Raw genomic sequence first — 19,424 nt, forward strand, 5'->3', positions numbered from 1 at the left:
CCCTCCGCCCTCCCCGCTCAGCTCCTCCGTCGAACACCCCTGCGAGGACCCCGCATGACTCTCACGATCCTGATCCTGCTGCCGCTGGTCGGCGCGCTCGTCACGGCCCTGGTGCCGCACGCGGTCGCCCGGCTGGTCGGCCTCGGCTTCGCCGCCGCGACCCTGGTCGCCGCGGTCGTCGCCGCGACGCAGTACGACGTGGACGGCGGCATGCAGCTCACCGAGACCCACACGTGGATCGAGTCGCTGGGCGTCCACTACGCGCTCGGCCTCGACGGCCTCGGCCTGCTGATGGTCCTGCTCACGGTCGCGCTCGTGCCGATCGTGATGCTGGCCGGCTGGAACGAGTCGGACGCGGCGGGCAACAGCGGGGCGAAGGCCTTCTTCGCCTGGACCCTCGGCCTCGAGGCCATGTCGCTGGCCGTCTTCACCGCCACCGACGTGCTGCTGTTCTACGTCGTGTTCGAGGCGACGCTGATCCCGGCCTACTTCCTGATCGGCGGCTTCGGCCGGGCCGGCCGCGGACGCGCCGCGACCAAGTTCCTGATCTACCAGCTCGCCGGCGGGCTCATCATGCTCGCCTCGGTGATCGGGCTCTACGTCGTCTCGGCCGACGCCGGCAACCCGAGCTTCCTGATCAGCGACCTGGCCGCCCTCGACATCGACGAGACCACGCAGCGCTGGCTGTTCGTCGGCTTCTTCATCGCCTTCGCGATCAAGGCGCCGATGTTCCCGGTGCACACCTGGCTCGCCGACACCACTGAGAAGGCCACCACCGGCACCTCCGTGCTGCTGGTCTGCATCCTCGACAAGATCGGCACCTTCGGGATGCTGCGGTTCTGCCTGGGGCTGCTGCCCGAGGCCTCGCAGTGGGCCACCCCGGCGGTCGTCGTGCTGGCGCTGATCTCGATCATCTACGGCGCCCTCGTCGCCATCGGCCAGGACGACGTCCTGCGCCTGATCGGCCTCACGTCGCTGTCGCACTTCGGCTTCATCGTGCTGGGCATCTTCGTCTTCAGCCCGACCGGCGGGTCCGGCGCGATCCTCTACATGGTCAACCACGGCATCGCGACGGCGCTGATGTTCCTCGCCGCCGGGCTCCTGATCCGGCGCACGGGCACCGCGTCGATCCGCGAGATGGGCGGGGTCGAGAAGGCCGCACCGGTGCTGGCCGGCTTCTTCCTCGTCGGCGGCCTCGCCGCGGCGGGCCTCCCCGGCCTGTCGCCGTTCGTCTCCGAGATGCTCGTCATCATCGCCGCGTTCGACTACCACTGGGTGGTCGGTGCGGTCGCGGTGCTCGCGATCGTCCTGGCCGCGTTCTACGCGCTCTGGATGTACCAGCGCACGATGACCGGCCCCGGCCGCGTCGACACGGCCCCCGTGGCCGACCTCGACCGGCGTGAGACCGGCATCCTCGCCCCGCTGCTGCTCGCACTCGTGCTGTTCGGCTTCTACCCGATGCCGCTGCTCGACGTCATCAACCCGTTCGTCAACGACTCGCTCGCGAGCGTGGGCATCGGCCAGGAGGGTGGTCCCCAGTGACCGAGTTCGTGAAGCCCATCGTCGACTACTTCGAGCTCTGGCCGCTGCTGGTCGTCTTCGGTGTGGCCTGCCTCGGCGTGGTCGTCGAGGCGTTCCTGCCGCGCGGGATCCGCTATCCCGCGCAGGTCGTGCTGGCCCTCGGCGGTCTCGTGCTCGCCCTGGTGGGCGTCGTGCTCGTCGCCCAGGACGTCCCGACCTACGACGGCGACGCGGCGCGCGGCGTGCTCGCCATGGGCGGCACCATCGCGGTCGACGGGCCGAGCCTCTTCATCTGGGGCCTGGTCCTCGCGCTGGCGATCGCGGGCGTGCTGCTCTTCGCCGAGCGGCACCTCGACGGCGGGGTGTCGGCGTTCGCCGGCCAGGCCGCCGCGGTGCCGGGCACCGACGCCGAGACGGCCTCGATCGCGGCCAACCGCGAGCACACCGAGGTCTACCCGCTGATGATGTTCGCGGTCTTCGGCATGATGCTGTTCCCCGCGGCCAACGACCTGCTGACGATGTTCGTCGGCCTCGAGGTCCTCTCGCTGCCGCTCTACCTGCTGAGCGGACTGGCGCGCAGGCGTCGCCTGCTCAGCCAGGAGGCCGCGCTCAAGTACTTCCTGCTCGGCGCCTTCTCCTCCGGCTTCTTCCTCTACGGCGCCGCGCTGCTCTACGGCTTCGCCGGCTCGCTCGACTTCGCCGCCATCAACGAGGCCGTCCGCAACGACGTGGGCAACCAGAGCCTGCTGCTGATCGGCACCGGCCTGCTCGCCGTGGGTCTGCTGTTCAAGGTCGGCGCCGTGCCCTTCCAGGCGTGGACGCCCGACGTCTACCAGGGCGCGCCCACCCCGGTCACCGCGTTCATGGCGGCCGGCACCAAGGTCGCGGCGTTCGGCGCGCTCATGCGGCTCTTCTACGTCGCCCTCGGCGCCGACCGCTGGTCGTGGCAGCCGATGCTGTGGGTCATCGCCATCCTCTCGATGTTCGTCGGCGCGGCGCTGGCCATCACGCAGAGCGACATCAAGCGCCTGCTGGCCTACTCCTCGATCGCGCACACCGGCTTCATCCTCACCGGCGTGGTGGGCCTGCAGGCCGCCGACCAGCTGGCCCCGGGCGAGATCACCTCGCTCCAGGCCGTGCTGTTCTACCTCGCGACCTACGGCTTCGCCACGATCGGTGCGTTCGCGGTCGTGAGCCTGGTCCGCGACGGTGGCGGCGAGACCACCGCGATCGACCGCTGGGCGGGCCTGGGCAAGGAGTCCCCGGTCGTCGCCGCGGTGTTCGCCTTCTTCCTGCTGGCGATGGCGGGCATCCCGCTCACCTCCGGCTTCGTGGGCAAGCTGGCGGTCTTCTCCGCGGCGCTCGCCGCGGGCGCGTGGCCGGTGGTCATCGCGGCCGTGATCGCGAGCATCATCGCCGCGTTCCTCTACGTCCGGGTCATCAAGGTCATGTACTTCGACGAGCCCGTCGGCGACGGTCCGAGCGTGGCCTACCCGTCGGTGCTCACCGCGGCGACCATCGCCGTCGGAGCCGCGGTGACCCTCGTCCTCGGCGTGGTGCCGGGGCCGGTGCTCGACCTGGCGGCGGTTGCGGGAGAATTCATCAGGTGACCGACTCGCCCCTCGCCATGCCCGTCGTCGACGCCGCCCTCGAACAGCGGCTGGTCGAGCGGATGACGCGCATCGAGGGCATGCTCGCCGACCACTGCCGCGGGCGTGCCCGGTTCGTCTCGGAGGCGGCGGCGCACCTGATGATGGCCGGCGGCAAGCGCTTCCGTCCGCTCCTGGTGCTGCTGGCCGCCGAGGCCGGCCCCGACCCGGATGCCGAGGCCGTCTACACCGCCGCGTGCGTGGTCGAGCTGACCCACGTCGCCTCGCTCTACCACGACGACGTGATGGACGAGGCGGCGCTGCGCCGCGGGGCGCACACCGCCAACGCGCGCTGGGACAACAACGTGGCGATCCTCACCGGCGACTTCCTCTTCGGCCGCTCCTCCGAGCTCACCGCGGCGCTCGGGCCGGAGGCCGTGCTGATCCAGGCGCGCACGTTCACGCGCCTCGTCGAGGGCCAGATCATGGAGACCGTGCCGCCGGGTCCGGGGGAGGACCCGCTCGCGCACTACCTCGACGTCGTGGCCGGCAAGACCGGCTCCCTCATCGCCACGTCGGCGCGCTACGGCGCGATGTTCAGCGGTGCGCGTCCCGAGGTCGTGGAGGCGCTCAGCTCCTACGGTGAGATCGTCGGCTCGGCGTTCCAGCTCACCGACGACATCCTCGACATCGCCTCGGAGTCCGACACGTCGGGCAAGACGCCGGGCACCGACCTGCGCGAGGGCGTGCCGACCCTGCCGGTGCTGATGGCGCAGGCCTCGACCGACCCGGCCGACGCCCGCCTGCTCAGCCTGCTCGGCCGCCCGCTCACCGACGACGCCGAGCACGCCGAGGCCCTCGAGCTGATGCGCCGCCACCCGGCCATGCAGCAGGCGCGCGACCACGTGCTCAGCGAGGCCGCCCGCGCGAAGAAGCTCCTCGAGGCCCTCGACCCCGGCCCGGTCCGGACCGCCCTGGAGTCCTTCGCCGACATCGTCGCCACGCGGACGTCCTGACCCACGCTCCTCCGACGTCACGTCCGCGCGAGGGCGGCGCGGATCAGCGAGGCGTTGTCGGGCGCTCGCGCGCCGTCGGGGAGCGTCAGGGTGTCCTCGAGCCCGATCCGGGTGGCGAGCCCGAGGCGGCGTGCGTGCACCAGCACCGGCCACGCGCTGCGGTCCTCACCGTGCAGCAGGACGGGGACGGCGTTCGCGGCGTCGTCGAGGATGGCGAGCATGCGGTCGGCCAGGTGGAGGCACCGTGCCGCGTCGGGCTCGTCGGGGAGCTCGAGCAGCACGCGCACGCACCGGTCCCGCGATGGCCACGCCAGCCAGGCCTGCAGGGCGGCCTCGGTCCACAGCCCCGCCTCGACGCCGACGCCTCGCCCCAGGAGGGCGTCGGCGACCTGCTCGGCGCCGTCCTCGTGCCAGTTGACGGAGGCGAAGTCGGGGAGCACCGTCCACGAGCCGATCGCGGCGAGGCGGTCCTCGACCCCCGGTGCGGCCCAGGCCCCGGTGGTGATGCCGACCGGCGTGCCGGGTGACGCTGCGCGGATCGCCTCGAGCGTCTGGGCGACCGCGTCGGCGCGGAACGTGTCGCGACCGGACGCGTCCTTCTGGTGCACGTGCACCATCTCGGCACCGGCTCCGGTCACGGCGACCACGTCGTCCGCGAGCTGGGCGGGAGTCACCGGGAGGGCGGGGTGCTCGGTGGGCATCCGGGGACCGTTGAGGCAGGCCTTCAGCATGTCGGCAGGCTAGCGAGGTCAGCCGACGTCGAGCCACGCCCTGCGACGGTCCTGGTCGCTGGTGCGGCGGCGTCCAGGGTCAGCCGCCGCCGGCGCCTCCGTCTCCTCCGCCCGCGACCTGGCTGCCGGTCCTGGTGGCCTTCACGGGACCGCGGCGGGCGTTCTCGACCACCAGAGCGATGAGTACGACGAGGAGGACCACGACGAGGTAGGTCATCTCGCGCGCCGCCTCGGCCGCGGCCGGTCGTGCCGCGTCAGCATCACTGGCATGGGTCCCCCAAGGTGTGGAGACCGCAGTCTGCCACCACTGCGACGTCAGCACGAGGGTGCAGGCGCGCGCAGCGGATCGTTGCCGCGGGCGCCCGCCCGCGCTGGCTGTCGGCGCCGTCGCTGGGTCATCAAGGTATGCAGACGAACCGGCACTTCCCATGGCGAGCTGACCATGGGAAGTGCGGGTTCGACGACATACCTTGATGAAGCAGCGTCGTGGTCGGCCGGGGGCCTGGGGTGCCGGGTGGGGGGCACCACGGGAACACACTCCCCGCGGTCACCCGAGCAGCCCCACTAGGACAGTCCCGTCCCCGCTGGGACACCCGGATCCGGGTGGTTGAGCGGGGACGGAACCGCTTGAGCACGCCCGGGTCGGCCCGAACCCCGTGATGGGGGCGTCAAGGGGAACTCGGCTCGGGCCCGGCGTGGGGTTTGACCTGACAGCCACTCCCGGCCCGGGGAGCGCAGGCCTTCGTGGGCGGGTCCCTGCGGGCCACCCCGGTTTGCCGGATCCCCGCCGCTCGCCGGTTGCACGTGTCTCGGGCCATGGGCGTCCGACCCGGTCGAGGAGCAGTGGGAGTCCGAGGGTCGACGGAGGTGTACGCCGACCCGACCCAGGATGCCTTCAGCGACCAGACGTGGAGCTTCGCCTCCTGTGAACGACCCACCGCGGCGCTCGACGTCAGCTGCTGACGGCCTCGTGCCACGGTCCCGGTCAGGGACGGCTCGCTCACACGGCGCTGGCCTCCGCCGCCAAGCGCAGCTGCCGGCGATGGTGCTTGATCGCCTCGACGGTGAAGATCGCGAGCGCGACCCAGACCAGTCCGAAGCCGATCCAGCGGCTGGCGGGCATGTCCTCGCGGAAGACGAGGATGCCGAGGGCGAACTGGAGGGTGGGTGCGAGGTACTGGAGCAGCCCGAGCGACACCATCGAGACCCGGTTGGCAGCTGCCCCGAAGAGCATGAGCGGGATGGCGGTGATCACGCCGGTGGTGGTGAAGAGGAGTGCGTGCCCGACGCCGTGACCGCCGAAGGTGGACTGACCGGCCGCGACGAGCCAGGCGACGTACGCCGCCGCGAAGGGCGCGATGACCAGGGTCTCCAGCGTGATGCTCTCCACCGCGCCGGCGCCCGCCTGCTTCTTGAGCAGGCCGTAGGTGCCGAAGGAGAACGCGAGCAGCAGCGCCACCCACGGCGGCTCGCCGTAGTCGACGGTGAGCACGACGACGGCGAGGAGGGCGATCGCCATGGCGATCCACTGCAGGCGCCGCAGGCGCTCGCCGAGGAGCAGCACGCCCATCAGCACGGTGACGAGCGGGTTGATGAAGTAGCCGAGGGAGGTCTCGACCACGCGGTCGTTGTTGACGCCCCAGATGTAGGCGCCCCAGTTGACGGAGATGACGAGCGCCGCGCAGACGAGGAGGAGCAGCCGCTGCCGGTCGCGCAGCAGCGCCCGGAAGTGCCCGACGCGTCGCGCCAGCACCAGGATGACGAGCATCGTCAGCACCGACCAGACGATGCGGTGGGCCAGGATCTCGATGGCACCGGCCGGCTCCAGCAGGGTCCAGTAGAGCGGGAAGGTGCCCCAGAGCGTGTAGGCGAGCGCGCCGAAGACCACTCCGCGACGGCTATCTGGCACTCACGGAGTCTAGGGCGGCCCCGTCACCTACGATGGGCGCGGTCGGGGTCCGGGGACTCCGACGCACCAGAGAAGTCACACCATCGAGGGGGAACTCACCATGCGGATCTTCCGCACCGTCCTGGCGGCGCTGGTCGCCGCCCTGCTCGTCGCCGGCGTGCTCAGCACGGGCGCAAGCGCCGGGTCGGCGCCCAAGCGGATCATCGAGGAGGTCCCGCCGCGCACCAAGCAGGTCTCCTACAACGCCTTCAAGCTCAAGGGCACGGTCATGGAGCCGCAGGCTGACGGCACCCTGCTGCCCTACGCCAACCAGAAGGTGAAGATCCTCAAGAAGAAGTGCGGCTCCTGCAAGTGGAAGACCGCCAAGAAGGTCAAGACCAACGACAAGGGCGTCTTCAAGACCCGCATCTACGCCCCGGAGCGCGGCCGCTGGAAGTGGCGCTCCAAGGTCGACCGCTCCAACGGCTTCGGCAACACCAAGGGCAACGTCTGGACGCTCTACTTCGACTGAGCGCCGCTCGCCCTCACCGGCCGAGCACCACCTGGACGATCAGAGGATCGTCCAGGTGTCGCCACCGCCGATCAGCCCCGCCAGACGAGCGGTGCGGTCGGCGGTGTCGCCGTTGGTGGCCTCCTCGACGGCGGCGGTGACCTGCGCGCGGGCCTGGTCGTCGTAGGTCGGGCGCTCCACCTGGCGGAAGATCCCGATGGGCGCCTGGTGGAGGTAGTCGGCGGCGGTCAGCCGGCTGATGGCGAACGCCGTCGACGGGTCGGGGCTGTGGGCGTCGTGCACGAGCAGGGCGTCCTCGCCGACGTCGGCGACCAGGGCGACCTTGACGCCACCGGTCTCGGGGTCGCGGACGACGCCCTTGGCGCCGCGGCCGTCCTCGAGCGGGGCGCCGAAGCGGATCGGCTCGCCGTGGACGAGCGGGATGATCGCGTCGGCCTTGGTGTCGGGCGACTTGATGGCGTCGAACGCGCCGTCGTTGAAGATCGGGCAGTTCTGGTAGATCTCGACCAGCGACGTGCCGCGGTGGGCCGCGGCCGCGGCCAGCACCGAGGTGAGGTGCTTGCGGTCGGAGTCGATGGTGCGAGCCACGAACGTCGCCTCGGCGCCGAGTGCGAGCGACACCGGGTTGAACGGGTGGTCGACCGAGCCCATCGGTGTCGACTTGGTGACCTTGCCGGCCTCGGAGGTGGGGGAGTACTGGCCCTTGGTGAGGCCGTAGATCCGGTTGTTGAACAGCAGGATCGTCATGTTGACGTTGCGGCGCAGGGCGTGGATCAGGTGGTTGCCGCCGATCGACAGCGCGTCGCCGTCGCCGGTGACGACCCACACCGAGAGGTCCTCGCGCGCGGTGGCGATGCCGGTCGCGATCGACGGCGCCCGGCCGTGGATCGAGTGCATGCCGTAGGTGTCGAGGTAGTAGGGGAAGCGCGAGGAGCAGCCGATGCCGGAGACGAAGACGATGTTCTCGCGGCGCAGGCCGAGGTCGGGCAGGAACGACTGGACGGCCTTGAGCACGGCGTAGTCGCCGCAGCCGGGGCACCAGCGCACCTCCTGGTCGGAGGTGAAGTCCTTGCCGGTCTGCGGGGCCCCGCTCGCGGGCACCGACTCGGTGCCGGAGCGGAAGGCGGGCAGGCCGAGGTCGGTCTGGCTGGTCACTGGATGTGCTCCTTCTGGGTCGGCTCGCCCCACACGCCGAGGTCGATCTCGATGCCCTCGGCCTGGCCGACGAGCTCGCCGATCGCGTGGGCGAGCTCGGTGGCCTTGAGCGGCAGGCCGCGGACGTGGTTGTAGCCGACCGCGTCGACGAGGTACTTCGCACGCAGCAGCAACGAGAGCTGGCCGAGGTTCATCTCGGGGACCAGCACCTTGTCGTAGCCCCGAAGGACCTCGCCGAGGTTGCTGGGGAACGGGTTGAGGTGGCGCAGGTGTGCCTGCGCGACGTGGTAGCCGGCCTTGCGGACGCGGCGTACGCCGGCGCCGATCGGGCCGTAGGTCGAGCCCCACCCGAGGACGAGCACCTTCGCCTCGCCTGACGGGTCGTCGACCTCGACGAGCGGGATCGAGTCGGCGATCCGGTCGACCTTGGCCTGGCGGGTGCGGACCATGAAGTCGTGGTTGGCCGGGTCGTAGGAGATGTTGCCGTGACCGTCGCCCTTCTCGAGGCCGCCGATGCGGTGCTCGAGACCGGGGGTGCCGGGGATCGCCCACGGGCGGGCGAGGGTGGCCTCGTCGCGCAGGTAGGGCCAGAACTCGGAGGTGACGGTGTCGTCGTCGTTGGTGACCGTGTAGTTCTTCTCGGTGGCGAAGTCCGGGTCGATCACGGGCAGCTCGTCGACGGCCGGGACCCGCCACGGCTCGGAGCCGTTGGCGAGGTAGCCGTCGGAGAGCAGGAGCACCGGGGTGCGGTAGGTGACGGCGATCCGGGTGGCCTCGACCGCAGCGGCGAAGCAGTCGCCGGGGGACTGGGGAGCCACGATCGGCACGGGGGCCTCGCCGTTGCGCCCGAACATCGCCTGCAGCAGGTCGGCCTGCTCGGTCTTGGTCGGCAGGCCGGTCGAGGGGCCGCCGCGCTGCACGTCGACGACGACGAGCGGCAGCTCGGTCATCACCGCGAGGCCGATCGCCTCCGACTTCAGGGCCACACCGGGGCCGGACGTGGAGGTGACGCCGAGGTGGCCGGCGTAGGACGCGCCGATGGCCGCGCCGACGCCGGCGATCTCGTCCTCGGCCTGGAACGTCGTCACGCCGAACGACTTGTGCTTCGACAGCTCGTGGAGGATGTCGGAGGCCGGCGTGATCGGGTAGGTGCCGAGGAACAGCGGGAGCCCGGACTGCACACCACCCGCGACCAGGCCGTAGGCCAGCGCGAGGTTGCCCGTGATGTTGCGGTAGGTGCCGGGCGGCATGGTGGCCGGCTTGATCTCGTACTGCACGGCGAACGTCTCGGTGGTCTCGCCGAAGTTCCACCCGGCCTTGAACGCCGCGAGGTTGGCGTCGCGGATGGCGGGCACCTTGGCGAAGCGCTTGGTCAGGAACGCCGTCGTCGGCTCGGTGGGGCGTCCGTACATCCACGACAGCAGGCCGAGGGCGAACATGTTCTTGGCGCGCGAGGCGTCCTTGCGCGAGAGGCCGAAGTCCTTGACCGCCTCGACCGTCATCCCGGTGAGGTCGACGGGGTGCACCGCGTAGGCGTCGAGGCTGTCGCCGTCGAGCGGGTTGGCGGTGTAGCCGGCCTTGGTGAGGTTGCGCGCGGTGAAGTCGTGCGTGTCGACGATGATCGTCGCGCCCTTGTGGAGGTCGCCGAGGTTGGCGCGCAGCGCCGCCGGGTTCATCGCGACCAGCACGTCGGGTGCGTCGCCCGCGGTGAGGATGTCGTGGTCGGCGAAGTGCACCTGGAACGACGAGACCCCCGGCAGGGTGCCCTGGGGCGCCCGGATCTCGGCCGGGAAGTTGGGCAGCGTGACCAGGTCGTTGCCGAATGCGGCGGTCTCCTGGGTGAACCGGTCACCGGTCAGCTGCATGCCGTCACCGGAGTCGCCCGCGAACCGGATGATGACGCGATCCAGCTGCTTGACCTGCTTGTCGGTGTGGGTCACCTCTTGCCCTGCTTCCTACGTGTCGGGGAGTCCTCGCCCAACTGCCCACAGTAGTCGCGGATCGGGCGTTTTCCCGCCGCTCCCCACGTGATGGACGCCTCGTCGCCCTCCCCTCCGACGGGGGTGGACGAGCGCGGCGACTCGCCCGATCCGTGGGCAATGTGAGGCAGGTCAATAAAGTCATGTATGTTTCTCGACATTGCACACCGATCGAGAAAGTCGAGCATCCCCCATGCAGATCCGTTCACGTACCGCTCTCGCGGCCGCAGTCGGGGCCACGTTGTCCGCACTGGCCCTGTCCGCCTGCGCCCCCGGTGGCGCCAGCAGCTCCGACGAGGATGCCGCTGAGACCATCCACATCGTCGGGTTCGCGGTCCCCGAGGCCGCCAACAAGGCCATCGCCGAGGAGTTCGCCAAGACGCCCGACGGCGAGGGCGTGGAGTTCCAGACCTCCTACGGTCCTTCGGGGGACCAGAGCCGCGCGGTCGCCGCCGGTCTCAAGGCCGACTACGTCCACATGTCGGTGCCCACCGACGTCACCCGCCTGGTCGACGAGGGCCTCGTGGCCGACGACTGGGACGCGGGCGACAACAAGGGCGTCGTGTCCACCTCGGTCGTCGCGTTCGGCGTGCGCGACGGCAACCCCAAGAACATCAAGACGTGGGCCGACCTGGTCAAGCCCGGCGTCGAGATCGTGACCGCCAACCCCGCCTCGTCGGGCGCCGCGCGCTGGAACGCCCTCGCCGCCTACGGCCAGGTCATCAGCGACGGCGGCACCGACGAGGAGGCCACCGCCTACGTCGACAAGTTCTTCAAGAACGTCGTCTCGCTCCCGGGCAGCGGCCGCGACGCCACCACGGCGTTCCTCGGCGGCACCGGTGACGTGCTCATGGCCTACGAGAACGAGGCCATCCTCGCCGCGCAGAACGACGAGGCCTTCGAGTACATCATCCCGGAGACCACGCTGAAGATCGAGAACGCCGGCGCGATCCTGAAGGACGCCTCCGAGCCGTCGCAGGCGTGGCTGGACTTCGTCCTCTCCGACGAGGGACAGAGGCAGTTCGCCCTGACCGGGTTCCGCCCGCTCCGCGACGACGTCGACTACGGCGGCACCGTCGAGGGTGCGACGGACCCGTCCAACCCGTTCCCCGAGGTGCCCACCCTGCTGACGGTCGACGAGGACTTCGGTGGCTGGGACGAGGTGTCGACGAAGTTCTTCGACGAGGAGAACGGCATCATCTTCGAGGCCATCCTCAACGCCGGTCTCTCCCTCGAGTGACACCCCGGTCACCCCATCACCTCCACCATGACCTCTCCTGAGATCGCAGCGGTCCGACCGGCGAGGGCTCCTCGCCGGTCGGGTCCGCGCTCCACGCTCACGCGGTCGTCGGGTCTCGGGCTCGGCATCGCCATGATCTGGTTCAGCGCGCTGGTCCTGATCCCCCTGGCGGCGGTCGTCGTCACCGCCGTCGACGGCGGCTGGGACGTCTTCTGGGCGACCATCACCAACGGCCAGACCGCCGCCGCCATCAAGCTCACCGTCTTCACCGCCCTCGGCGTCACGGCCGTCAACGTCGTGATGGGCCCGCTCATCGCCTGGGTGCTCGTGCGCGACCGGTTCTGGGGCAAGTCGGTGCTCGAGGTGATGATCGACATCCCCTTCGCGCTGCCGACCATCGTCGCCGGCCTGGTGCTGCTCTCGCTCTACGGCACCGACAGCCCGCTCGGCATCGACATCGCCAACCAGCGCCCGGCCGTCTTCCTCGCGTTCTTGTTCGTCACGCTGCCGTTCGTCGTGCGGATGGTGCAGCCGGTGCTCGAGGAGCTCGACCTCGACGTCGAGGAGGCCGCGGCGTCCCTCGGCGCGAGCCGGTTCACCACGTTCCGCCGCATCATCCTGCCCAGCCTGACGCCGGCCATCACCGCCGGCGCCGCCCTGTCCTTCGCCCGCGGCGTCAGCGAGTACGGCTCGCTGGTGCTGCTGTCGGGCAACCTCCCGTTCAAGACCGAGGTCACCTCCGTGCGCATCCTCAGCAGCATCGAGAACGACAACGTCCCGGCGGCCGCGGCCGTCGCCACGGTGCTGCTGGCGATCTCGCTCGCGGTGATCGTGCTCCTGGACCTGATCCAGAGGCGGGTGGCCGCACGTGGCTGACACCCTCGTCCACGACGTCGAGGCGGTCGTGCCGCCCGTCGAGGAGCGCCGCCGCCCCCCGCGCGTGCGCAAGACCCCGACGACCTACGTGCTGCGGCTCATCGTCACCGCCTACCTGTTCCTCCTGGTCGCCTGGCCGGTGTCGCTGGTCGTGACCCACACCTTCGCGAACGGGTGGGAGTCGATCGCCTCGCTGCTGTCCGACCCCGACATGGTGGTGGCGCTCCAGCTGAGCGCCTACGTCGCCGTGTGGTCGGTCGTGATCAACACGCTCTTCGGCGTGGGGATCTCGCTGCTGCTCGTGCGCCAGGAGTTCCCCGGCAAGCGACTGCTCAACTCGCTGCTCGACATCCCGCTCTCGGTGTCCCCGATCGTCGTCGGCCTCGCCCTCGTGCTGGTCTACGGCGGCCGCAACGGGTGGCTCGGGCCGACCCTCGCCGACTGGGGGTTCCAGGTCATCTTCTCGACGCCCGGCATCATCATGGCGACGACCTTCGTGGCGCTGCCGCTGATGATCCGCGAGCTCGTCCCCGTGCTCGAGGAGATCGGCACCGACCAGGAGCAGGCCGCCGAGAGCCTGGGGGCCAACGCCCTCCAGCGGTTCTGGCGGATCACCCTGCCGTCCATCAAGTGGGGCATCGTCTACGGCGTCGTGCTGACCCTGGCCCGCTCGCTCGGCGAGTTCGGTGCGGTCAAGGTCGTCTCGGGCAACGTCCTCGGGCAGACCCGCACGGCCACCCTCGCGGTGGAGGAGAAGTACCTCAACTTCGACCAGCAGGGCGCCTACGCGACCGCCTTCCTGCTCGCGATGGTGTCGGTGGCCTGCATCGTCGTCGTCGCGATCATCCGTCCCAAGAACCGCCACTGAGCCGACCCGGCGACCACGTCCCGGCCACCCCCGAGCCACCAGAAAGGCATCACCCCATGAGCATCGAAGTGTCAGGGCTGAACAAGAAGTTCGGCGACTTCGTCGCGCTCGACGACGTCAGCGTCACCATCCCGACCGGCCAGCTCACGGCGCTCCTCGGCCCCAGCGGCGGAGGCAAGTCGACCCTGCTGCGCATCATCGCCGGCCTGGAGAAGGCCGACACCGGCACGGTGAGCATCGCGGGCGTCGAGGCGACCCACCTGCCCGCCCAGAAGCGCAACGTGGGCTTCGTCTTCCAGCACTACGCGGTCTTCAAGCACATGACCGTGGCCAAGAACGTCGCCTTCGGTCTCGAGATCCGCAAGCGCCCGAAGGACGAGGTCGAGCACCGGGTGCGCGAGCTCCTCGAGCTGGTGCACCTCTCGCAGTTCTCGCACCGCCTCCCCTCGCAGCTCTCCGGCGGCCAGCGCCAGCGCATGGCCCTGGCCCGCGCCCTCGCGGTGGAGCCGTCGGTGCTGCTGCTCGACGAGCCGTTCGGCGCGCTCGACGCCAAGGTCCGCAAGGAGCTGCGCGACTGGCTGCGCCGTCTCCACGACGACGTGCACGTCACGACCGTCTTCGTCACCCACGACCAGGAGGAGGCGCTCGAGGTCGCCGACGAGATCGTGGTGATCAACGAGGGACGCGTCGAGCAGGTCGGCACCCCCGACCAGCTCTACGACGAGCCGGCCAACGACTTCGTGATGTCGTTCCTCGGCGAGGTCACCCACCTCGGCGGACTCTCGCTCCGGCCCCACGACATCGAGCTGGAGCGCACCCCGTCCCTGGCCGGCAGCGTGGAGGGGACGATCCACCGCCTGGTGCGCATCGGCTTCGAGGTCCGGCTGACCGTGCTCACCGTCGACGGCGACGAGGTGTCGGTCGTCGTGACCCGCGCCCACGCCCGCGCCCACGGCCTCGAGGAGGGGAGCACCGTCTGGCTCACCCCTGCGGCGGGCGCGACCGTGGTGCCGCGGATGGCGGCGGCCGTCTGAGCGTGCGGCGCGGCGGTGCCGGCGAAGCCGCGCGCGCCCGCTCGGCGGGTTAGCGTGCCCGGGTGGACCCCACGACGACCTCGGACGAGCTGTGGTCCGCCGTCGAGACCTTCGACGCCGAGGCCGCGGAGCTCGCGATCGCCCGGCTGCTCTGGGACGTGCCGCTCTCGGCCGCGGTGACCGGTGTCGTCCTCCCGTTCCTCGGGGAGGTCGGCGACCGGTGGGAGGCGGGCACCCTCTCGGTCGCCCACGAGCACTTCGTCAGCGACATGCTGCGACGCAAGCTCACCGCGCTCACCGCGGTGCCCCCGACGCCGGTGCTCCAGGACGCCTCCGCGGCCGCGCCGGTCGTCCTGCTCGCCTGCCCGCCGGGCGAGCGGCACGACATGGTGCTGCTGTGCGTCGCGCTGATGCTGCGCGAGCGGGGCGTACGCGCCAGGTTCCTCGGGGCGGACACGCCCGTGCCTGCCATCCGCACGGCGGCGCGTGCCGCGGGCGCCGACGCGGTCGTCCTCGCGGCGCGGCGCCCGACGACGTTCACCGCCCACGCGTCCGCGCTGCGCAGGCTCGCCGCCGACCACCCGGTCTACGCCGCCGGGCGCGGGGCCGACGCGCAGACCCTCGAGGAGATCGGCGCGCGACCCCTGCCCGCCGACCCGGTGCGCGCGGTCGTGGTGCTCGTCGGCGAGCTGTCCGAGCTCAGCGGTAGTTGGTGAACTGCACCGCGAAGTCGTAGTCCTGCGCCTTCACCAGCTGCTGCACGGCCTGGAGGTCGTCGCGCTTCTTCGACGACACGCGCAGCTCCTCGCCCTGCACCTGCGCCTTGACGCCCTTGGGGCCCTCGTCGCGGATCAGCTTGGAGATCTTCTTCGCGTCCTCGGAGGTGATGCCCTCCTTGAGCGCGATGTCGATCTTGGAGACCTGGCCCGACTGGCGCGGCTCGGAGGCGTCGAGGATCTTCAGGCTCTGGTTGCGCTTGATCAGCTTGTCCTGGAAGACGCTGAGCACCGCACTGGCCCGGTCGTCGGCGGAGGCGGTGATCTCGATGGCCTTCTCGCCCTTCCACTCGATGGAGGCGCCGGTGCCCTTGAAGTCGAACCGGGTGGCGATCTCGCGGGCCGCCTGGCTGAGCGCGTTGTCGACCTCCTGGCGGTCCAGCTTGCTCACGATGTCGAAGCTCGAGTCGGCCATTGAGTGCCTCCTTGGGGGGCTCGCGCCGGGTGCCCCGGCGATTCGTTGTCATGTCCGTGCCTTGCTATTGTTCCGCACGCCCCGGCAGGTTGCCCGAGCGGCCAAAGGGAGCTGACTGTAAATCAGCCGGCATTGCCTACAGAGGTTCGAATCCTCTACCTGCCACCGGACGGATCCCGATCCGGTCGCGAGACCCCCGCACCGCGTGCGGGGGTCTCGTGCGTTCGTGGGCGGGCGCTGCTTGACTGCCCGGGTGAGCACCCCGCCCGACGACGCCTGGCTCGACGCCGAGTGTCGCCGCCTGATCGACTTCGGCCGCCGCGCCGTGCACCCCGGCGGGGGAGCCGCGTGGCTCGACGATGCCGGGGCGCCCGACCTCGCGCGGCCCGTGCACACCTGGATCACCGCCCGCACCGTCCACGTCCAGTGCCTCGGCACGGTGCTCGGCGTCGAGGGCGCGGACGCCGTGGCGGCCGGTGCGCTCGCCGGGCTGAACGGCGTGCTGCGCGACGCCGACCACGGTGGCTGGCACGCCGCCGTCGGTCCCGACGGCAGGCCCGACGGCACCGGCAAGTCCTGCTATGCGCACGCCTTCGTGATGCTCGCCGCGTCGACCGCCGTCGTCGCTGGGCTGCCCGGGGCGGATCGGTTGCTCGACGAGGCGACCGGCGTCTTCGAGGAGCGCTTCTTCGACGACGACCTGGGCCGCGTGGTCGACGAGTGGGACCGCGCCTGGACCACCGTCGCGCCCTACCGCGGGCTCAACTCCACGATGCACGCGGTAGAGGCGATGCTCGCGGTCGGCGACGTCACCGGCGACGACGTGTGGCACCGGCGCGCGGCCCGGCTGGCCGGCCTGGTGCTCGACCTGGCGCCGGCGCACGACGGCCGGCTCCCGGAGCACTTCGGTGCCGACTGGTCGGTGGACCTCGAGCTCAACCGCGACCGGCCCGGCGACCCGTTCAAGCCCTACGGCGCGACCGTCGGCCACGGACTCGAGTGGTCGCGGCTGCTGCTCCACCTCGAGGCGACCCTGGGAGACGTCGCGCCGGCCGGTCTCCTCGACACCTCGCGCCTGCTCTTCGACCGGGCCGTCGCCGACGGCTGGCACGCCGACGGCGAGCCCGGCTTCGTCTACACCACCGACTGGGACGGGCGGCCGGTCGTGCGCGAGCGGATGCACTGGGTCGCGGCCGAGGCGATCGCGGCCGCCGCGGCGCTGCACCGGCGCACGGGTGAGGACGCCTACGCCCAGCGGTACGCCGAGTGGTGGGACTTCGTCGTCGCGCACGTGCGCGACGCCGGTCGGGGCTCGTGGCACCACGAGCTCGACGCCGCCAACCGACCGCAGGCCAGCGTCTGGCCGGGCAAGCCCGACCTCTACCACGCCGTCCAGGCGACGCTCCTGCCGCGGCTGCCGCTCGCCCCCAGCCTCGCCAGCGCCCTCGCGACCGTGGGTCCGCACCGGGGATGAGCGACCGGCCAGCCCGCGGGCATGATGGGTGCATGAGCGACGTCCAGCCCCGCATCCTGGTCGTCGGCGAGGCGCTCGTCGACGTGGTGCCCGGGCCCGACGGGGCGCCCCGCGACCATCCCGGCGGCAGCCCCGCCAACGTGGCGCTCGCCCTCGGCCGGCTCGGGCGCGACGTACGGCTGGTGACCCTGCTGGGCGACGACGCGCGCGGCGCGGCCGTGCGGGCCTGGCTGGAGGCCGGCGGCGTCGAGGTCCTCGCCTCGCCCACCGGCTCGGGCCGCACGTCGAGCGCGGCGGTCACCCTCGACGACTCCGGCGCCGCCACCTACGACTTCGACCTCGACTGGGACCTTCGCGCGGTGCCCGACGTGCCGTGCGACGTGGTGCACGTCGGGTCGATCGCGACCGTCCTCGAGCCGGGTGCCGACACCGTGCTCACGACGTTCCGCGCGCACCGCGGCCGGGCCCTGCTCTCCCTCGACCCCAACGCCCGCCCCGCGATCACCCCCGACCGCACCGGGCCTGCGGCCCGGGTCGAGGAGCTCGTCGCCCTCGCCGACGTGGTCAAGGTGAGCGACGAGGACCTCGCGTGGCTCCAGCCCGGCGCGGGCCCGGTCGCGACCGCCGCGCGCTGGGCGGCGGCCGGCCCGGGCCTCGTCGTGGTCACCCGCGGCGGCGCCGGCGCGATCGCCGTACGCCCCGACGGGACGACGCTCGAGGTGCCCGGCGTGCCCGTCGCCGTGGCCGACACCGTCGGAGCCGGCGACACCTTCAGCGGCGTGCTGCTCGACGCGCTGGTCGCCCTCGGGGCGCACGGGCCCGGAGCCGGCGACGCGCTGCGCGCCCTCACCGACCGCGACCTCCTCGACGTCGTCACGACCGCGGCCGTCGGTGCGGCCATCAACGTCTCCCGGCCCGGTGCCGACCCGCCGACGCGGGCGGAGCTCTCCGCCGCGCTGGGCACCGACCGCGAAGCCGGGCGGGAGTGAGCGCGGAGCAGATCCACGAGATCGGGAGACGACGGGCCTGGGTGATCTGGCTGGTGGCGCTCGCCGTCTACGTGCTGGCGGTGTTCCACCGCAGCTCGCTCGGGGTCGCGGGGATCATCGCGTCCGACCGGTTCGACATCACCGCCACCGGCCTGGCCGCGTTCACCGTGCTGCAGCTCGTGGTCTACGCCGGGATGCAGGTGCCGGTGGGGGTCTTCCTCGACCGCTACGGCTCACGCACGATGCTGCTGGTCGGGCTCGCGCTGATGACGGCCGGCCAGCTCGCCTTCGCGTTCTCCACCTCGTTCGCCGGGGCGGTGGCGGCGCGCGCGGTGGTGGGGGCGGGCGACGCGATGGTCTTCGTGAGCGTGATCCGCCTCGTCACGATCTGGTTCCTGGTGCGGCAGGCGCCGATGGTCACCCAGGTCACCGGCCTGGCCGGGCAGCTGGGCGCGATCGCCGCGGCAGGCCCGCTGTCCTTCCTGCTCGACGAGCTCGGCTGGACCCGCACGTTCGCGATCACCTCCAGCGTCGGCCTCGTGCTGCTCGTCGCGGTGCTCGCGCTCGTCAAGGACTCGCCCTACCGCCGCAGCGAGGTCGTCGTGATCAAGCTGCGGGCTCTGGCGCAGTCGGTCCGCACGGTGTGGGGCAACCCCGGCACGCGGCTGGGGATGTGGTCGCACTTCGCCTCGCAGTTCTCCGCCACGGTCTTCACGCTGCTGTGGGGCTTCCCGTTCCTGGTGCAGGGACTCGGCTGGACCTCGCGTGCGGCCAGCACGCTGCTGATGGCGATGACGGCCTGGACGGTCGTCAGCGGCCTGGTGCTCGCCCGGCTGGTGGGCCGGCTGCCCTACTACCGCTCGTGGATCGTGGTCTCCGTCGTCCTGGCGATGGTGGTCCCGTGGACCGCCGTCCTGCTGTGGCCGGGAGTGGCGCCGACGTGGCTCGTGGTCGTGATGGCCTTCGCCACCGCGAGCGGTGGTCCGGCCGCGATGGTGGCCTTCGACCTCGCCCGCTCGTTCAGCCCGGCGCATGAGACCGGGCGCGCCAACGGGCTGGTCAACATCGGCGGCTTCACCGCCTCGCTGCTGACGATGGCCCTCATCGGCCTGGTGCTCGACCTGTCGGCGTCCGGCGGCATGGGGTCCTACACGCTCGGCGACTTCAAGCTGGCGATGGCCGTGCAGTACGCGTTCTGGACCCTCGGCATCGTGCAGACGCTGCGCTACCGCCGCCGCGGGCTCGACCACCTCGCGCGGGTGCACCCCGGCTCGGTCGAGCAGCTGCGGGCCGGCAAGCCCTTCGTGCATCCCGGCATCGGCACCGAGGGCGTCTAGCGAG

18 protein-coding genes and 1 tRNA gene are annotated in these 19,424 nt (G+C 71.5%); 13 read left to right on the forward strand and 6 right to left on the reverse strand.

The genetic code is table 11. The annotated features are described in order from the left end of the window. The first annotated feature begins 54 nt into the window (after window positions 1-54). From JX575_RS02905 to JX575_RS02915, 3 genes are read left to right on the forward strand one after another with little or no spacing between them, the layout of a single operon-like run. Window positions 55-1,542, forward strand: a complete 1,488-nt coding sequence (locus JX575_RS02905; protein ID WP_186340179.1) for an NADH-quinone oxidoreductase subunit M — start codon at window positions 55-57, stop codon at window positions 1,540-1,542. Further along, a complete protein-coding gene (nuoN, locus tag JX575_RS02910; protein ID WP_186340180.1) occupies window positions 1,539-3,131 on the forward strand; it encodes an NADH-quinone oxidoreductase subunit NuoN in 1,593 nt (530 codons plus the stop codon). Before JX575_RS02905 ends, nuoN begins: the two co-directional genes overlap by 4 nt. Then, window positions 3,128-4,126: a polyprenyl synthetase family protein gene (locus tag JX575_RS02915; RefSeq protein ID WP_241005311.1), complete on the forward strand. Its 999-nt coding sequence runs from the start codon at window positions 3,128-3,130 to the stop codon at window positions 4,124-4,126. The genes nuoN and JX575_RS02915 overlap by 4 nt, the downstream gene beginning before the upstream one ends. Before the next feature lie 17 nt (window positions 4,127-4,143). Here the strand turns inward: JX575_RS02915 and JX575_RS02920 are convergent, their stop codons facing one another. The 3 genes from JX575_RS02920 to rarD all read right to left on the reverse strand — a co-directional run bounded on the left by JX575_RS02920 (window position 4,144) and on the right by rarD (window position 6,766). After that, the gene (locus JX575_RS02920) at window positions 4,144-4,857 is read right to left on the reverse strand and encodes a 3-keto-5-aminohexanoate cleavage protein (RefSeq protein ID WP_186340181.1); all 714 of its coding nucleotides are present in this window, start codon (window positions 4,855-4,857) and stop codon (window positions 4,144-4,146) included. Window positions 4,858-4,936: 79 nt separating this feature from the next. After that, entirely contained in the window at window positions 4,937-5,074 is a 138-nt protein-coding gene (locus JX575_RS02925; protein WP_186340182.1) for a hypothetical protein, read from the reverse strand. 783 nt (window positions 5,075-5,857) lie between these two features. Beyond that, on the reverse strand, window positions 5,858-6,766 hold the full coding sequence (rarD, locus tag JX575_RS02930) for an EamA family transporter RarD (RefSeq protein WP_186340183.1): 909 nt from the start codon (window positions 6,764-6,766) through the stop codon (window positions 5,858-5,860). 100 nt (window positions 6,767-6,866) lie between these two features. On the opposite strand from rarD, the gene JX575_RS02935 reads away from it, so the two are divergent. Beyond that, window positions 6,867-7,277 (forward strand): hypothetical protein, encoded by a 411-nt coding sequence (locus JX575_RS02935; protein ID WP_186340184.1) that lies wholly within the window; start codon window positions 6,867-6,869, stop codon window positions 7,275-7,277. Between the two features lie 39 nt (window positions 7,278-7,316). Here the strand turns inward: JX575_RS02935 and JX575_RS02940 are convergent, their stop codons facing one another. After that, on the reverse strand, window positions 7,317-8,408 hold the full coding sequence (locus JX575_RS02940) for a 2-oxoacid:ferredoxin oxidoreductase subunit beta (protein WP_222129501.1): 1,092 nt from the start codon (window positions 8,406-8,408) through the stop codon (window positions 7,317-7,319). A gap of 20 nt (window positions 8,409-8,428) precedes the next feature. After that, window positions 8,429-10,372: a 2-oxoacid:acceptor oxidoreductase subunit alpha gene (locus tag JX575_RS02945; RefSeq protein ID WP_206054496.1), complete on the reverse strand. Its 1,944-nt coding sequence runs from the start codon at window positions 10,370-10,372 to the stop codon at window positions 8,429-8,431. A 232-nt stretch (window positions 10,373-10,604) separates the two neighbouring features. On the opposite strand from JX575_RS02945, the gene JX575_RS02950 reads away from it, so the two are divergent. The 5 genes from JX575_RS02950 to JX575_RS02970 all read left to right on the forward strand — a co-directional run bounded on the left by JX575_RS02950 (window position 10,605) and on the right by JX575_RS02970 (window position 15,145). Continuing rightward, the gene (locus tag JX575_RS02950; RefSeq protein WP_186340186.1) at window positions 10,605-11,651 is read left to right on the forward strand and encodes a sulfate ABC transporter substrate-binding protein; all 1,047 of its coding nucleotides are present in this window, start codon (window positions 10,605-10,607) and stop codon (window positions 11,649-11,651) included. A 27-nt stretch (window positions 11,652-11,678) separates the two neighbouring features. Beyond that, a complete protein-coding gene (cysT, locus tag JX575_RS02955) occupies window positions 11,679-12,527 on the forward strand; it encodes a sulfate ABC transporter permease subunit CysT (RefSeq protein ID WP_186340187.1) in 849 nt (282 codons plus the stop codon). After that, the gene (locus tag JX575_RS02960) at window positions 12,520-13,395 is read left to right on the forward strand and encodes a sulfate ABC transporter permease subunit (protein ID WP_186340188.1); all 876 of its coding nucleotides are present in this window, start codon (window positions 12,520-12,522) and stop codon (window positions 13,393-13,395) included. Before cysT ends, JX575_RS02960 begins: the two co-directional genes overlap by 8 nt. 56 nt (window positions 13,396-13,451) lie before the next feature. Beyond that, window positions 13,452-14,429, forward strand: coding sequence for a TOBE-like domain-containing protein (locus JX575_RS02965; RefSeq protein WP_186340189.1), 978 nt, complete (start codon window positions 13,452-13,454; stop codon window positions 14,427-14,429). A 62-nt stretch (window positions 14,430-14,491) separates the two neighbouring features. Next, window positions 14,492-15,145 carry a B12-binding domain-containing protein gene (locus JX575_RS02970; RefSeq protein ID WP_186340190.1) on the forward strand — a complete coding sequence of 218 codons (654 nt, stop codon included), beginning with the start codon at window positions 14,492-14,494 and terminating at the stop codon, window positions 15,143-15,145. Here the strand turns inward: JX575_RS02970 and JX575_RS02975 are convergent. Next, complete coding sequence (locus JX575_RS02975; RefSeq protein ID WP_186340191.1) at window positions 15,129-15,620, reverse strand: YajQ family cyclic di-GMP-binding protein; 492 nt, start codon at window positions 15,618-15,620, stop codon at window positions 15,129-15,131. The genes JX575_RS02970 and JX575_RS02975 overlap by 17 nt on opposite strands. Before the next feature lie 83 nt (window positions 15,621-15,703). On the opposite strand from JX575_RS02975, the gene JX575_RS02980 reads away from it, so the two are divergent. From JX575_RS02980 to JX575_RS02995, 4 genes are all read left to right on the forward strand, one after another. Continuing rightward, window positions 15,704-15,785: transfer RNA gene (locus JX575_RS02980), tRNA-Tyr, on the forward strand. A gap of 88 nt (window positions 15,786-15,873) precedes the next feature. Then, on the forward strand, window positions 15,874-17,094 hold the full coding sequence (locus tag JX575_RS02985; RefSeq protein WP_206054497.1) for an AGE family epimerase/isomerase: 1,221 nt from the start codon (window positions 15,874-15,876) through the stop codon (window positions 17,092-17,094). Between the two features lie 32 nt (window positions 17,095-17,126). Then, window positions 17,127-18,083 (forward strand): carbohydrate kinase, encoded by a 957-nt coding sequence (locus JX575_RS02990; RefSeq protein ID WP_186340193.1) that lies wholly within the window; start codon window positions 17,127-17,129, stop codon window positions 18,081-18,083. Beyond that, the gene (locus JX575_RS02995; RefSeq protein ID WP_186340194.1) at window positions 18,080-19,420 is read left to right on the forward strand and encodes an MFS transporter; all 1,341 of its coding nucleotides are present in this window, start codon (window positions 18,080-18,082) and stop codon (window positions 19,418-19,420) included. The genes JX575_RS02990 and JX575_RS02995 overlap by 4 nt, the downstream gene beginning before the upstream one ends. Window positions 19,421-19,424: the final 4 nt, after the last annotated feature.

Origin of the sequence: Nocardioides sp. zg-1228 (assembly GCF_017086465.1) — a bacterium.
Taxonomy (GTDB): domain Bacteria; phylum Actinomycetota; class Actinomycetes; order Propionibacteriales; family Nocardioidaceae; genus Nocardioides.

Bases quoted from the DNA above. Each gene is read 5' to 3' on its own strand.
- JX575_RS02905 (WP_186340179.1), top strand. From the start codon at position 55: ATGACTCTCACGATCCTGATCCTGCTGCCGCTGGTCGGCGCGCTCGTC.
- JX575_RS02925 (WP_186340182.1), bottom strand. From the start codon at position 5,074: ATGACCTACCTCGTCGTGGTCCTCCTCGTCGTACTCATCGCTCTGGTG.
- cysT (WP_186340187.1), top strand. From the start codon at position 11,679: ATGACCTCTCCTGAGATCGCAGCGGTCCGACCGGCGAGGGCTCCTCGC.
- JX575_RS02975 (WP_186340191.1), bottom strand. From the start codon at position 15,620: ATGGCCGACTCGAGCTTCGACATCGTGAGCAAGCTGGACCGCCAGGAG.
- JX575_RS02950 (WP_186340186.1), top strand. From the start codon at position 10,605: ATGCAGATCCGTTCACGTACCGCTCTCGCGGCCGCAGTCGGGGCCACG.
- JX575_RS02920 (WP_186340181.1), bottom strand. From the start codon at position 4,857: ATGCTGAAGGCCTGCCTCAACGGTCCCCGGATGCCCACCGAGCACCCC.
- JX575_RS02990 (WP_186340193.1), top strand. From the start codon at position 17,127: ATGAGCGACGTCCAGCCCCGCATCCTGGTCGTCGGCGAGGCGCTCGTC.
- JX575_RS02935 (WP_186340184.1), top strand. From the start codon at position 6,867: ATGCGGATCTTCCGCACCGTCCTGGCGGCGCTGGTCGCCGCCCTGCTC.
- JX575_RS02965 (WP_186340189.1), top strand. From the start codon at position 13,452: ATGAGCATCGAAGTGTCAGGGCTGAACAAGAAGTTCGGCGACTTCGTC.